The 13,303-nt window shown below is 72.7% G+C and carries 11 protein-coding genes; 8 read left to right on the top strand and 3 right to left on the bottom strand.

The window, feature by feature from the left end:
- Positions 1–64: 64 nt before the first annotated feature.
- Positions 65–355: a hypothetical protein gene (locus INTCA_RS16570; protein ID WP_013494077.1), complete on the bottom strand. Its 291-nt coding sequence runs from the start codon at positions 353–355 to the stop codon at positions 65–67.
- A 201-nt stretch (positions 356–556) separates the two neighbouring features.
- On the opposite strand from INTCA_RS16570, the gene INTCA_RS16565 reads away from it, so the two are divergent.
- Complete coding sequence (locus INTCA_RS16565) at positions 557–4,711, top strand: nSTAND1 domain-containing NTPase (RefSeq protein WP_169312929.1); 4,155 nt, start codon at positions 557–559, stop codon at positions 4,709–4,711.
- 178 nt (positions 4,712–4,889) lie between these two features.
- Here INTCA_RS16565 and INTCA_RS16560 read toward each other — a convergent pair whose 3' ends face one another.
- On the bottom strand, positions 4,890–5,438 hold the full coding sequence (locus tag INTCA_RS16560) for a hypothetical protein (protein WP_013494075.1): 549 nt from the start codon (positions 5,436–5,438) through the stop codon (positions 4,890–4,892).
- A gap of 127 nt (positions 5,439–5,565) precedes the next feature.
- On the opposite strand from INTCA_RS16560, the gene INTCA_RS16555 reads away from it, so the two are divergent.
- Both INTCA_RS16555 and INTCA_RS16550 read left to right on the top strand, forming a co-directional pair.
- Positions 5,566–6,273, top strand: a complete 708-nt coding sequence (locus tag INTCA_RS16555; protein ID WP_013494074.1) for an LppX_LprAFG lipoprotein — start codon at positions 5,566–5,568, stop codon at positions 6,271–6,273.
- Between the two features lie 11 nt (positions 6,274–6,284).
- Positions 6,285–8,042, top strand: a complete 1,758-nt coding sequence (locus tag INTCA_RS16550) for an MFS transporter (RefSeq protein ID WP_013494073.1) — start codon at positions 6,285–6,287, stop codon at positions 8,040–8,042.
- A gap of 96 nt (positions 8,043–8,138) precedes the next feature.
- Here INTCA_RS16550 and INTCA_RS16545 read toward each other — a convergent pair whose 3' ends face one another.
- The gene (locus tag INTCA_RS16545; protein WP_013494072.1) at positions 8,139–8,930 is read right to left on the bottom strand and encodes an exodeoxyribonuclease III; all 792 of its coding nucleotides are present in this window, start codon (positions 8,928–8,930) and stop codon (positions 8,139–8,141) included.
- 63 nt (positions 8,931–8,993) lie between these two features.
- Between INTCA_RS16545 and INTCA_RS16540 the strand changes: the two genes are divergently transcribed.
- The 5 genes from INTCA_RS16540 to INTCA_RS16520 all read left to right on the top strand — a co-directional run bounded on the left by INTCA_RS16540 (position 8,994) and on the right by INTCA_RS16520 (position 13,183).
- Positions 8,994–9,818: an alpha/beta fold hydrolase gene (locus INTCA_RS16540; RefSeq protein ID WP_041307903.1), complete on the top strand. Its 825-nt coding sequence runs from the start codon at positions 8,994–8,996 to the stop codon at positions 9,816–9,818.
- A gap of 34 nt (positions 9,819–9,852) precedes the next feature.
- Positions 9,853–10,623 carry an SDR family NAD(P)-dependent oxidoreductase gene (locus tag INTCA_RS16535; protein ID WP_013494070.1) on the top strand — a complete coding sequence of 257 codons (771 nt, stop codon included), beginning with the start codon at positions 9,853–9,855 and terminating at the stop codon, positions 10,621–10,623.
- A 48-nt stretch (positions 10,624–10,671) separates the two neighbouring features.
- Positions 10,672–11,241 carry an orotate phosphoribosyltransferase gene (gene pyrE, locus INTCA_RS16530; RefSeq protein WP_013494069.1) on the top strand — a complete coding sequence of 190 codons (570 nt, stop codon included), beginning with the start codon at positions 10,672–10,674 and terminating at the stop codon, positions 11,239–11,241.
- Positions 11,242–11,389: 148 nt separating this feature from the next.
- Positions 11,390–12,124 carry a LemA family protein gene (locus tag INTCA_RS16525; RefSeq protein WP_013494068.1) on the top strand — a complete coding sequence of 245 codons (735 nt, stop codon included), beginning with the start codon at positions 11,390–11,392 and terminating at the stop codon, positions 12,122–12,124.
- Positions 12,125–12,130: 6 nt separating this feature from the next.
- Positions 12,131–13,183, top strand: coding sequence for a TolB family protein (locus tag INTCA_RS16520; protein WP_013494067.1), 1,053 nt, complete (start codon positions 12,131–12,133; stop codon positions 13,181–13,183).
- Positions 13,184–13,303 lie beyond the last annotated feature (120 nt).

The following is a 13,303-nucleotide window of genomic DNA, read 5'->3' as shown; positions in this document are numbered from 1 at the left end:
CAGGTCGTATGCCGCTGGGCTCGCTCCCCGAGATGGCGCGGGCCCTGCCTGTGGTGCGGTCCCGTCACGCGGGGGCGGGGTCGCTGTGGTGGCGCCGGGATGCGACCGCCACGCCGGCGCCGGCGAGAGCCAGCCCGGCGAGGAGGCCACCGCCCACCTGGAGCAGCTCGAGCGCGTTGTCGTCGATGGCAACCGTGATGACCCCGCCCGGGGAGGGCTGCTCCGGGGGCAGTCCCGAGCCGATCGGGTCGGGCAGGACGACGGCGCTGGCGGGGGCGGCGAGAGCGAGGCCGAGCGTGGCTGCGGCGCCGAGGGCGCAGCAGGTGCGGCGGAGGCTGCTGGTGCGTGCGTTCATGGTGGTGTCCTCTCCTGAGTGCCTGCCGAAGCGGCAGGGTCGGACGGGTGTCCGGACTCCGGTGTCCCACGTCCGGGTACCGACCCGCCGCCGAGCCGGTATCGATCGGGTATCGACGCCGTTGACGGTCTCGCGGGGCGGGGGGATCCTCGAACCATGCGGGTGGGGGTGCTGGGCCCCGTCGAGGTCGATGGGGGATCGGTGGCACTGGGGCCCCGGGATCGGGTGACCCTGGCGGTTCTTGCCGTGCGTCCCGGCCAGCACGTGACGGCCGACGCCCTGGCCGAGGCCCTGTGGGGCGATGACCTGCCGCCGTCGTCGAGCAAGGTGGTGCAGGGCTGCGTGTCGCGGCTGCGCAAGGTGCTCGGTGCGACGGCGATCGAGACGACTCCGGGCGGCTACCGGCTGCGGCTGCACCGTGACGACCTCGACCTCGCCCTCTTCGAGCACCATCTCGGCCGGGCGCGGCAGCTGCTGGCGACCGGTGAGCCCGATCGGGTGCTGTACCTGGTCGACCAGGCTCTCGCACTGTGGCGCGGCGACCCCTTCGGGGACCTGTCGGAGTGGGAGCCCGGACGGACGGAGGCCGAGCGCCTCGCCGAGCTGCACCGTGAAGCGGAGGAGCTGCGGGTCGAGGCGGCGCTGCAGAGCGGCCGCCACGACGAGGTGCTGCCCGACCTGCGCCGGCTGGTGGTGGAGCAGCCCACGCGGGAGCGGCGCTGGGGTCTGCTGGCTCTGGCGCAGTACCAGGCGGGGCGTCAGGCGGAGGCACTCCAGACGCTCGCCCGGGCCAGGGCGGTCCTGCTCAACGAGCTCGGGCTCGACCCGGGGCCGGGTCTCGCGGCGTTGGAGGAGTCGATCCTCCGGCAGGACTCCTCCTTGGCGGCGCAGGCCGCCTTCACTCCGGCGAGCACCACCTGTCCCTACCTCGGGCTGCTGGCCTACGACCTGGAGGATGCTGCTGCTTTCTTCGGTCGGGAGCAGGACACCGAGGCGGCGTTGCGGCGGCTCGACCAGACGGGCGTGCTCGCCGTGGTGGGTCCCTCCGGGTCAGGGAAGTCCTCGCTGGTCCGGGCCGGGGTCGCTGCAGCCCTCGAGCGGGACGGCCGCGACGTGTCGGTGTTGACGCCGGGACGCCATCCGTTGGCGGCGCTCGACGCAGTGCGACCGCAGGCGGCGGACGTGCTCGTCGTCGACCAGTGCGAGGAGGTGCTGGGCCTCCCGGAAGAGTCCGGGGACCGGTCAGACTTCTTCGAGCGCCTCGTCACCTTCGCGGCGAGACCCGGACGACAGCTCGTCATCTCGCTCCGGGCCGACCGGCTCGGCGACCTGTCCATCCACACGGACTTCGCGAGGCTGGTCGAGCAGGGTCTCTACCTGCTCGGACCGCTGCGCGAGCCGGACCTGCGCCGGGCCATTGAGAGCCCGGCCGCCCAGGCGGGGCTTCGCATCGAGCCGGGCCTCGTCGACCTGCTCGTCCGGGAGGTCCTCGGCGAAGCGGGCGCGCTGCCGCTCCTGTCGCACGTGCTGCGCCAGACGTGGAAGCGGCGTGAGGGAAACACGCTGACGGTGGCCGGCTACACCGCCACCGGTGGGATCCGTGGTGCGGTGTCGCAGTCCGCCGAGGGACTCTTCCGTGGCCTGAGCAGCGAGCAGCAGGTCATGGTTCGTGACCTCATGGTGCGGCTCGTCGCCTCCGACGATGCGGGCGCGCCGATCCGGCAGCGGGTGCCTCGGCGCAGCGTGCTGACGACGAAGGAGCGGCAGGAGCTGGCCGAGCGGCTCATCGCCGCCCGCCTGCTGAGCAGCGACGGCGAGACCCTCGAGGTGGCGCACGAGTCGCTGGCGGTGGCGTGGCCGAGGCTGCGCGGGTGGCTGGACGACGACGTCGACGGGCTGCGGATCATGCGCCACCTCACCGTCGCCGCGCAGACCTGGGACGAGCTCGGCCGTCCCGACAGCGAGCTCTACCGAGGGGTGCGGCTGGCGCGGGCGATCGAGTGGCGGGGTCGCTCCGACCCCACGCTGACCCCCGTCGAGGCTGAGTTCCTCACCGCCTCCGCGGCCCTGGCGGACCGGGAGGCCCACGCGGCCGAGGAGCAGGCGCGGAGGGACCGCCGGTCCAACCAGCGTCTTCGGGCCATGCTCGCCGCCACCGCTGCGCTGCTCTCCGTGACCGTCGTGGCGGGGATCGCCGCCTTCACCTCGGCCGAGCGGGCGAGCAGCACGGCACTCACCTCCGACTCGGAGCGCCTCGGTGCGGAGGCGGCGCGGACCGACGCCGTCGACCTGTCCCTGCTGCTGGCCGCCGCGGGTCTGAAGCTCGAGGACTCGGTCGAGTCGCGGACGAACCTGCTCGAGGCGCTCAACCGGGTGCCCCGGCTCATCCGGGCGACGCGGGTCCCGTCCTCGGGCATGGCGGTGGTGACGGTGCTGCCGGACGGCAGGGTCGCCCTCCCGACCTGGCCCGGGGGGGTGCAGGTCTACGACCCGGACACGCTCGCCGTCACGGGCCGGGGCGCCGCTCCCTTGGGCAACACCGTGGTGGCCAGCCCGACCGGTCGCCTGCTCGCGGCTTCGGTCAATGTCCCGACCGCTGCCATCCCGCCGGTGGCGCTCCTGCAGCCCGACGGCAGCCTTGCCCCGGGGCAGCTCGGTGGCCTGTCCGTCAAGGACCAGGTGAGGCAGGACCTGAGCTTCGACTCCACCGGGCGCTGGCTGGCCGTCGGAGTGCTCCCCAAGGCGGGCCCGGAGGGCACGGTCCTCGTGTGGGACACCGAGCGACCCCAGCGACCGGTCGCGCGGGTCAAGACCAGCCAGTCCATCTTCCCCGTGGTCTCCCCCGACGGACGGACGCTCTACTCGCGGGACCGCACGCGCATCCTCGTCACCGACCTGCCCGAAGGGACGGTGCGGCGGGTCCTCACCGCCGCCGACCTCGGAGTGCAGGAGCTGAGCGGCCGGCTCCTGCTCACACCTGATGCGAGGACCCTCGTGGTCGGCGGCGGCCCCGCCGCTGTCGTCATCGACGCGACGACCCTCGCCTCCACGTCACACCTCTACGACGGCCAGGCCTGGTCAGGCCAGCTCGCCCTGTCCGCTGACGGGACGCGCGTCTCCGTGCTCGGGGACAAGGTCGTCGTCTGGGACCTGTCGGGGGCAGAGCCCGTCGTCGTGGCCAAGGAGAACGTTGGAGACAACAGGCCCGTGGTCAGCCGTCCTGACGGCCGCACCCTCTATCCGAATGCCGCCGGACTCAGCCCCGACGGCCGGACGCTCTATCTCTATGTCGACGACAACTTCATGGCTCTGGACCTGGAGGGGCGGCGGAGCTTCCTTCCGGTCGTGGCGGGAGATCCTTTGGATCGCGACGCAGCGTGGGCCAGCCTGTCTCCTGACCGGACCAGGGTGGCCTACCACTGGGACGGCCTCCCGGCGACGAACCAGGTCAGGGACCTCACGACGGGCCGGCTCGGACCCCGCGTCGCGCTGGGCCTGAACACCACGACCTTCACCGAGGTCGTCTGGAGCCCGGACGGTCGCCTGCTCAGCAGCACGACCGGCGACTCCGCGTTGGGCCTCTGGGAAGCGGCCACCGGCCGGGAGGTGGCCAGGACCTCCCTGAGCCCCGAGGAGGCCGTGGTCGCGACGTTCTCACCGGATGGCAACACGCTGCTCGTCGGCACGCGTGTGCCACCAGTGTCGAAGGAGGCGCCCACGCAGGAGAGGGGGAGGCTGCACGTCCTCTCGGTGCCTGGCCTCCAACCGGTGCGAGATCCGATCGAGGCCGGCGTGGGTCTGTTCGACATGCTCACCGTCAGCCCGAATGGCCGCGACGTTGTGGCTCATGGCGAGTGGGCACAGACCATCGACTACTCGACCGGCCAGCTGGGCGCGGCGATCGGGGCGAAGGACGACCCACCCAGTGCAGGCGAGTTCTCGCCTGACGGGCAGCGACTCTTCCTCTCTTGGCTGGACGGACGCATCGCCCTGCTGGACGTGACGACAGACTCCTGGCTGGCCGCGCCGAGTGCGACGCAGCCCTACGGAGGGAGGTACTTGGCCTGGTCAGTCGACGGCTCCCTCATCGCTTCATCCAAGGAGGGCGGCAAGGTCGCTGTCTGGGACGGTCGCACTGGCGCCTTCGTCGGCGCAGTAGCGGCGCCGGAGGGGGCGGTCGCGTTCACCGAGGACGGCGAGGTCCTCGTGGCGTCCCTCGACGGCACGGTCCGCACGTGGGATCCGCGTCCGAGCGCCTGGGTCGCGGCCGCGTGCCGGATGGCTGGTCGCGACCTCACGGAGGACGAGTGGCGCAGCTACCTCCCCGACCGCGACTACGCCCCGGTCTGCTCGTGAACGGCACCCAACGCTGAGCCCGGCCTCTCGTCGGGGGGCGAGCCCAGCGGCATACGGCATCGTCCGTATGCCGCTGGGCCGGCTCGGGCGGTCAGAGCACGAAGAGCTCAGCGTCCCACCCGAACTCGTCGCCCGGGGGAGAGAGGGTGGGCACCGGCGTGCTCGTTGACCTGCCGGGTCACCTCGCCGGGTCGCCGTCCGCCTTGTGCCGCGGCGTGCTCTGGGACCAGTGCGCCGTGCCCTCCGCCACGCTGCCTTCCGCGCGACCGGTCACGACGTCGGCCACCGACGGTCCGACCTGCTGCCGATGGGCTTCCTCCAGCCGGGCGACCTCCCGCTCCCGCGCGTCGAGCTCCTGCGCCCACGCGTCGAGGTGGCTCTCGCGTCGCCGCAGGTCCTCGTCCCGCAGTGAGGCGTCCTCGAAGCGGCGCTCCTGCTCGGCCCGGTCCGACTCGGCGACCCGCTCGAGCTCGGCGAGGCGCTCGGCCTCGCGCTGGTCGCGGCGAAGCCGGGCTCGACGGCGCGCCGCGGCCGCCATGAGGGCCCAGCCGAGGGCGACGAGGAGCATCGCCGCCGCGCCCAGCAGGAGCAGCTCGAGCGGCTGGGCGTCCCGGCTGAAGCCCAGGGCCTCGAGACTGACCGTTCCCGTCTCGTCCCGGACGCCGAGGAAGGCGGCCGTCCCCAGACCCGCCCCGACCAACAAGAGAACCAGACCGAGCAGGACCATCTCAACTCCTTCGTCGCGAACGCTGCGCGGACTGTCGAGAGCAGCGCTCTGGGCTTCCTGCGATCCGTCGAGGCTAGCCGTACCCACTCACCGCATCGAGACCCACCCAGCAGTTAGCCTGACGCACATGCGTATCCCGGTGAAGCTGGCCGCAGCCGCCCTGACCGTCCTCGCCGCCACGGGCCTGGCGGGGTGCACGAGCGACGAGGGGAACCCCCCTGCCCCCACGCCGCCGAGCCCCGCCCAGCGCCTCGCGGCCGCCAAGGCCAAGATCGACGCGGCACCCTCCGTGCACCTGACCCTCACGAGCTCCGCGGTGCCGAAGGACGCGAGCGGCGTGCTGTCGGGCGACGGCTGGGGCGCGCACCCACCCGCCTTCAAGGGCACGCTCAAGGGCCGGTTCGCCGGGATCCCGGCCGACGTCGAGATCGTGTCCGTCGGCGGCGAGGTCTGGGCGAAGCTGCCCTTCATCCCCGGGATGAACAAGATCGACCCCAAGACCTTCGGGGTCCCCGACCCGGCCGCGCTCTTCGCGACCGACAAGGGGCTCTCGTCGCTGCTCACGGCGACGCAGAGTCCCGCCGAGGGCGACAAGGTCCGCAACGGCTCCGAGGTCCTCACGACGATCAAGGGCACCGTCCCGGGCGCCAACGTCGTCGACCTCTTCGGCATCGGGGACCGCAACGGGTCGTTCCAGGCGTCGTACGGCCTCACGGAGCAGGACGAGCTGCGCCAGGTCGACCTCACCGGTCCCTTCTTCGGGGCGGGCAGGGCATCGACGTACACCGTGACCCTCGACCAGTACGGGACTCCCGTCACGATCACGAAGCCCTGACCGGGGTGGTCATGGCCGCTCCACCCCGACGGCACGCTCTGCTGGCGGTGGCCGCCGCCGGCGTCGCCCTGGCAGCGGCCGACACCTACGTCGTCGTCCTCGCCCTGACGGACATGATGGAAGGCGTCGGGATCGGCGTCGACGCCCTCCAGCGCGCGACCCCGATCATCTCCGGCTTCCTCCTCGGCTACATCGCGGTGCTGCCGCTCATCGGGCGCCTCTCCGACCTCCTCGACCGGCGCCGGGTGCTCCTCGGCTGCCTGGTGGTCTTCGTCGTGGGGTCCGCGGTCACGGCGCTCGCCACCGACCTGGGCGTGCTCGTCGGCGGGCGGGTGCTCCAGGGGATCGGCGGTGGCGGGCTCGTCCCGGCCACGCTCGCGCTCGTCGCGGACCTGTGGCCGGCGGACCGGCGGGGCACGCCCTTGGGGGTCGTGGGTGCCGTGCAGGAGCTGGGTTCGGTGCTCGGTCCGGTGCTGGGCGCGGTGATCCTCGCGTGGTCGGGTTGGCGGGCGATCTTCTGGTTCAACGTCGCGGCCGGCCTGATCCTGTATGCCGCTGTGCGCGCTCTCGGGGTCGGCGTCCTCCCAGCCCTCCCGTCCGCGCGCCCGTCCGCCGTCGCGTCCCTGTCGTCGTCGCGTGGCCCGGGGCTGCGCGGGCGGGGTGCGGAGTCGGGGATCGGTCGGCGCGTTCTCGTCTGGCTGCTGACCGCGCTCGGGCTCGGGTTGGCGTGGCTCACTCTGGCGCAGCCGGCTGCGCTGGTGACCGACGTGACGCTGGGCGCACCGTTCGTGCCGGTGGTCGGCAGCTCGCCCCTCGTGGCGCCGATCGGGATCACGGCGCTGGCGGTCCTCGGCCTCCTCGCCGTGGTCACGGCGCCACGCTGGTGGGCGACGCTGCGTCGCGTGGACCTGTTCGGGGCGCTGCTCGTCGCGGTCGCGCTCGGCAGCCTCGTCCTCACCTTTGCCTCGTCCGATCCGGAGCGGGAGGTCGTCGGGCCCTGGGGCTACGCCCTGCTGCCGTTCGGTGCGGTGGCGCTGGGTGTGCTCATGTGGTGGCACCGTCGCGCACGCGACCCCCTCATCCCCAGACAGGTCGTCGGGGCGCGGGGAGGGCGGTCCCTCGTCGTGAGCCTGCTCGTGGGGGCGGCCCTCGTCGCCGTGGTCGTGGACGTCCCGGTGCTGGCCCGGATCAGCGAGGACTACGACGCCACCGGCGCTGCGCTGGTGCTCGTCCGCTTCCTGCTCGCCGTCCCGGTGGGCGCCCTCCTCGGGGGCTGGCTGCTCCACCGGCTCGGTGACGGCCTCGTGGCAGGGGCCGGGCTGCTCCTCGCGGCGGCGGGCATGCTCGTCATGTCGGGGTGGACGGTGGACTCCCTCGAGAGCCCGCTGCCGACCACGGCCGTCCTCCTGGCCGTGGGCCTGGGCATCGGGCTGGCGTTGGCGCCGGTCAACAACGCGGCCCTCGCGGACTCTCCCGCGCATGCGCACGGGGTGGCCAGCTCGCTCGTCGTCGTCGCCCGGATGGTCGGGATGGTGGTCGGGCTGGCGCTGCTCACCTCGATCGGCCTGAACCGCTACTTCGCGGCGGTCCGGCAGCTGCCCGACCCATTCGACACCGAGGCCCTCGTCGCGGCGGGCGTGGTGCAGGTGCAGACCGTCTTCCTCGGCGGGGCGTTGGCCGCCCTGCTCGGTGGTCTCGTCGCCTTCACCCTCGGCAGCCGGCGGTCCGCGGTGGCCGTCGCGGACGAGCCCCGTTTCGTCGGCCTCTGACTCTCACGCGCCACTTTTCAGCACGTGCGGGTTTGTCGCGCGGGTTCGACCTCGATCGGCGCCACTTTCCAGCACGTGCGGGTTTGTCGCGCGGGTTCAGTCCTCGATCTCGAAGACCACCGGCGCGTGGTCGCTGGCGCCCTTGCCCTTGCGCGCCTCGCGGTCGATCGCTGCGCCGGTCACCCGCCGGGCGAGCGCGGGTGAGCACAGCGCGAAGTCGATGCGCATCCCGCGGCCCTTCTGGAAGCGGAGCTGGACGTAGTCCCAGTACGTGTAGACCCCGGGGCCCGGGCAGTGCGGCCGGACGACATCGGCGAACCCGGCGTCCACGACGGCCTGGAAGGCAGCTCGCTCGCGAGGCGACGTGTGCGTGCGCCCCTCGTAGAACGGCACGCTCCACACGTCCTCGTCGAAGGGGGCGATGTTCCAGTCGCCGAGCAGCGCGATCGGCGCACTCGGGTCGTCGGCGAGCCACGAGCGGCCTGCGTCGGCGAGCGCGGCCAGCCAGTCGAGCTTGTAGAGCAGGTGCGGGTCCTCGAGGGTGCGGCCGTTGGGGATGTAGAGCGACCAGATCCGCACTCCACCGCAGAGCGCGCCGATCGCGCGCGCCTCGGCGGCGGCGGGGTCTCCCCAGCCGGGCATCCCGTCGAAGCCGACCCGCACGTCCTCGATCCCGACGCGCGACACGATGGCCACCCCGTTCCACTGGGACAGTCCGTGGTGGGCCACCTCGTAGCCCAGCTCCCGGAACCGGTCGTGCGGGAACTGGTCCTCGCGCGCCTTGGTCTCCTGCAGGGCGAGGACGTCGACGTCGCTCCGGACGAGCCAGTCGGTGACCCGGTCGACCCGGGACCTGATGGAGTTGACGTTCCAGGTGGCGATCCGCACGGTTCCCTACCCTAGCCAGCGCGTCGGACACCCCAGGACCGTGGCTCGGCGATGATGGGGCCCATGCGCACGGAACGTCTCACCGCCCTCCGCCACCAGGGCCTGACCTTCGACGTGACGGACGGCGGGCCGCCCGAGGGGACCCCGGTCGTGCTGCTCCACGGCTTCCCAGTGGACCGCTCGAGCTGGGACGCGGTCAGCGCCCGCCTCCACACGGCGGGCCTGCGGACCTTCGCGCCCGACCAGCGCGGCTACAGCCCGGGCGCCAGACCTCAGGGGGCGGCCGCCTACCGCCTCGAGCACCTCGTGGGCGACGTCCTCGCCCTCATCGATGCAACCGGTCACGAGCGGGTTCACCTCGTCGGTCACGACTGGGGCGGTGCCGTCGCCTGGCTGACTGCGGGCAACCACCCGGCCCGGATCGCCTCCCTGACGGTGCTCTCGACCCCGCACCCGGCGGCGTTGTCGCGGGCCGCGCGCACGTTCGACCAGCTCCGTCGGTCCTGGTACGTCGCGGCGTTCCAGGTGCCGGTGGTGCCCGAGCAGGTGGTCGCGGCGGCGTTCCGCTCGCTCTTCGTGGGGTCCGGGCTGCCGCTCGAGCACGCCGACCGCTACGCCGCTCGGCTCGCCCGTCCGGACGCGCTGCGCGGGCCGATCAACTGGTACCGCGCCGTGCGCTCCTCCCACGTCCCGGCCCGACGTGTCACGGTCCCGACGACATATGTGTGGGGTTCGCGGGACGTGGCTCTCGGGCGGCGTGCGGCCGAGCTGACCGGGGAGCACGTGACCGGGCGGTACGCCTTCGTCGAGCTGGACGCGTCGCACTGGCTGCCCGAGACCGAGCCGGACGCGTGTGCGGAGGCGATCATCCGCAGGGTCGTCGGCTGAGCCGGCGCCCAGCCGCGCAGCCTAGGGTGTCGGCATGACCCCGCGCCCCGTCGCCCTCGTCACCGGCGCCAGCGCCGGTATCGGCCGTGAGTTCGCCACCCAGCTCGCCCGGCGGGGGCACGACCTCGTCCTCGTCGCCCGCGACGCCGGCCGGCTGGCGGAGCTCGCCACCCAGCTCACGCAGTCGTATGCCGCTGGGTGCGAGGTCCTCGTCGCCGACCTCAGCGACCGGCAGGCTCTTCAGACGGTCGCCGACCGGCTGGCTGACGGGGCGCGTCCCGTCGACGTGCTGGTCAACAACGCCGGCTTCGCGTTGCGGCGCAGCTTCCTGCGCAGCGAGGTCGCCGACGAGGAGGCCTCCCTCGACGTGCTCGTCCGGGCCGTGCTCGTGCTCTCGCATGCTGCGGGGCGGGCGATGCGCGAGCGGGGAAGGGGCACCATCATCAACGTGTCCTCCGTGGCCGGCTTCGTCTCGTCGGGGACCTACTCGGCGGCGAAGGCCTGGGTGACCGCGTTCACCGAGGGTCTGGCGCTCGAGCTGCAGGACTCTGGCGTGACGGTGACGGCCTTGTGCCCGGGTTTCACCCACACCGAGTTCCAGGAGCGGGCCGGCATCTCCAAGCCCGGCCCGGACTTCATCTGGCTGGATCCGGCTGACCTCGTCCGCGACTGCCTCCGGGACGTCGACAAGGGCCGGGTCGTGTCGGTGCCGGGCCTGCAGTACAAGGCCCTCGTGGGACTCCTGGGCGTCCTGCCGCGTCCGCTGATCCGCAAGGCCGGCCAGGTCGCCCGGCGCCGTCGGTGACGGGACGCGGTCCGGGTGAGCGAGCCCAGCGGCATACGATGAAGCCTTGTGACTGAGCCGCAGACCGACGTTGCCACCGCCCGCGCCCGACTCCTCGAGCTGATCAGGGAACGCGCCATCGTCCACGGACGTGTGACCCTCAGCTCCGGCACGGAGGCCGACTACTACGTCGACCTGCGGCGGATCTCGCTCGACGGCGAGGCGGCACCCCTCGTCGGCATCGTCATGCGGGACCTGACGAAGGACCTCGACTACTCGGCCGTCGGCGGCCTCACGCTCGGCGCGGACCCGGTCGCGACCGCGATGCTCCACGCCGCCGCGGCCGCCGGCGGCCGTCTCGACGCGTTCGTGGTGCGCAAGGCCGGCAAGGCGCACGGTCTGCAGCAGCGCATCGAGGGCCCGTCGGTCAGCGGCCGGGACGTGCTCGTCGTCGAGGACACCACGACGACAGGCAACTCGCCGCTCGACGCCGTCGAGGCGGTGCGCGAGGCGGGAGCCAACCCCGTCGCCGTGGCGACGATCGCCGACCGCGCGACCGGCGCCGGTCAGCGGATCCGGGACGAGGCCGGAGTCGAGTACCGCTTCGCCTACTCCCTCGAGGACCTCGGTCTGGCCTGACGCGCCCCGGGTCCTCCCTTTCACTCGAGCACCTCGAGGAGGATCTCGAGAGGGTCGCCCCCGCACCGAGCCGACCCCGCGCGGCGGCCGTGGTCGCTCCCGCTCGGACTAGGATCGAGAGCACTGACCACTGACCTGGGGAGAGCCCATGCCCACCGTCGTCTGGATCCTGCTCGCAGTCGTCGTCCTCCTCGTCCTCTGGGGAGTCGCGCTCTACAACGGCCTCATCGCGCTGCGCAACAAGGTGGAGGAGGGCTGGCGCCAGATCGACGTCGAGCTGAAGCGTCGACACGACCTCATTCCCAACCTCGTCGAGACGGTCAAGGGCTATGCGACCCATGAGCGGGCGACCCTGGAGGAGGTCATGCGCGCCCGGTCGGCTGCGATGGCCGGCGGCCAGACCCCGGCCCAGGCCGCGCAGTCAGAGGGGATGCTGAGCCAGGCGCTCGGCCGGCTCATCGCCGTGAGCGAGGCCTACCCGGACCTCAAGGCCAACCAGAGCTTCCAGGCCCTGCAGACCGAGCTGACCAGCACCGAGGACCGCATCGCGAGCTCCCGGCGCTACTACAACGCGCTCGTCCGCGACCTCAACACCAAGGTCGAGTCGGTCCCCACGAACGTCATCGCCAACGCGGCCGGCATCAAGCGGGCCGAGTACTTCGAGACGTCCGCGGTCGAGGCGCAGGTCCCCGACGTGAGCTTCGGCAACCAGACTCCCGGCTCCTTCGGCGGCGCCCCCACGCCGCCCGTGGTCGGCGGGCCCTCGACCCAGCCCGGGGCGGTGACCGGCCCGACGCAGCCCGGCCCGAGCCAGAGTGCGAGCGGCCTCCCGCAGGCGCAGGCGCCCGACCCGACAGTGGACCGCCACCCTCCGAGCGAGTAGGCCGGCGTGGTCAGGCGGTTCACGGTTCCCGGCATCGACGAGGTGGCGAGCCGCCTCCCGGTCGACCGGTTCAAGCCGTCGGTGACGTTCCCGATCCGGCGCCCGCCCGGCGTCTCCTCCAAGCTGCCGCCATGGTTCTTCCGCGAGATCGCCTACTTCTCCTACGCCATCCCCACCACCGGGCCGGTCGACGGTGAGACCACGGCCCAGGAGGACATCTTCACCGTGTCGGTCCTCACCGGGACCGTGCGGCGGATCACCGACGACCGCTCGCTCGCCGAGATGAAGAGCGACCGCGACCCGGCGTGGTCGCCGACGCACACGTCCCTCGCGATCCACACGGCGACCGGTGGCGAGGAGTCGAGGATCGCCGTCATCGACCGGGCCACCGGAGCGGTGCTTCAGAACCTGGTCCCGGGGCACAGCCCCGAGTGGTTGGACGACGACACGATCCTCTATCTCGGCATCGTGGAACCCGGCACCCAGGACGCACGGGCCGACGTCTTCTGCGTCGACACGGCGACCGTGACGGTCACCCGGATCACCGACGTCGGCCTCGGCGGATCCATCGGGAGCATCTCCTGGCACCCGAGTGCCGGCCTCGCGGTGGGCTACACGGAGGAGGCCGGCCCGAGCCCGCGCTACTCCATCGCCGTCATCCCGGCGGCAGCGGTGGGGATGGCGCGCTCGACCGGCAGCCCGGTGGTGCGTGCCGGCTTCACCTTCGTCACGTCTGCCGAGACCCTCGCCGCAACTCCCGACTGGTCACCGAGCGGTGACCGCATCGCCGTGTCCACCTGGACCGACGGCGGGCCCGGACGCGTGGGCATCCTCACGATCGCGACCTCCTCGCTCGACCTCGTCGCCGGCCCCGGCCCGGCCGAGCCGACCCTGAGGGACTTCGGCCCGGTCTTCTCCCGCGACGGCCGACTCCTCGCCTTCACCCGCGGCGAGGAGGACGAGTGGTCCGAGATCTGGCTGCACACCATCGCCTCGGGACACCACCGCCAGCTCACCGACGACCGGCGCAGCCGGTTCAAGGGCTCCCTCGACTGGTGATGGCCCGGCTCCGGTGACCGGGCCGACCGCCTGCCTCGCCTGACCAGCGTCCGAGGAGCGCCCAAGGCGACCTCTTCCCCTTTGTTCTACTGACCAGTATCTTACGCGGGGTAGCCAACG

The organism is Intrasporangium calvum DSM 43043, assembly GCF_000184685.1.
Taxonomy (GTDB): domain Bacteria; phylum Actinomycetota; class Actinomycetes; order Actinomycetales; family Dermatophilaceae; genus Intrasporangium; species Intrasporangium calvum.
The sequence above is the reverse complement of the archived record's forward strand: the minus strand, read 5'-3'. Positions and strand labels throughout refer to the sequence as shown.

Coding starts and splice junctions, on each gene's coding strand:
- INTCA_RS16570 (WP_013494077.1), bottom strand. CDS start 355: ATGAACGCACGCACCAGCAGCCTCCGCCGCACCTGCTGCGCCCTCGGC.
- INTCA_RS16560 (WP_013494075.1), bottom strand. CDS start 5,438: ATGGTCCTGCTCGGTCTGGTTCTCTTGTTGGTCGGGGCGGGTCTGGGG.
- INTCA_RS16555 (WP_013494074.1), top strand. CDS start 5,566: ATGCGTATCCCGGTGAAGCTGGCCGCAGCCGCCCTGACCGTCCTCGCC.
- INTCA_RS16550 (WP_013494073.1), top strand. CDS start 6,285: ATGGCCGCTCCACCCCGACGGCACGCTCTGCTGGCGGTGGCCGCCGCC.
- INTCA_RS16540 (WP_041307903.1), top strand. CDS start 8,994: ATGCGCACGGAACGTCTCACCGCCCTCCGCCACCAGGGCCTGACCTTC.
- INTCA_RS16535 (WP_013494070.1), top strand. CDS start 9,853: ATGACCCCGCGCCCCGTCGCCCTCGTCACCGGCGCCAGCGCCGGTATC.
- INTCA_RS16525 (WP_013494068.1), top strand. CDS start 11,390: ATGCCCACCGTCGTCTGGATCCTGCTCGCAGTCGTCGTCCTCCTCGTC.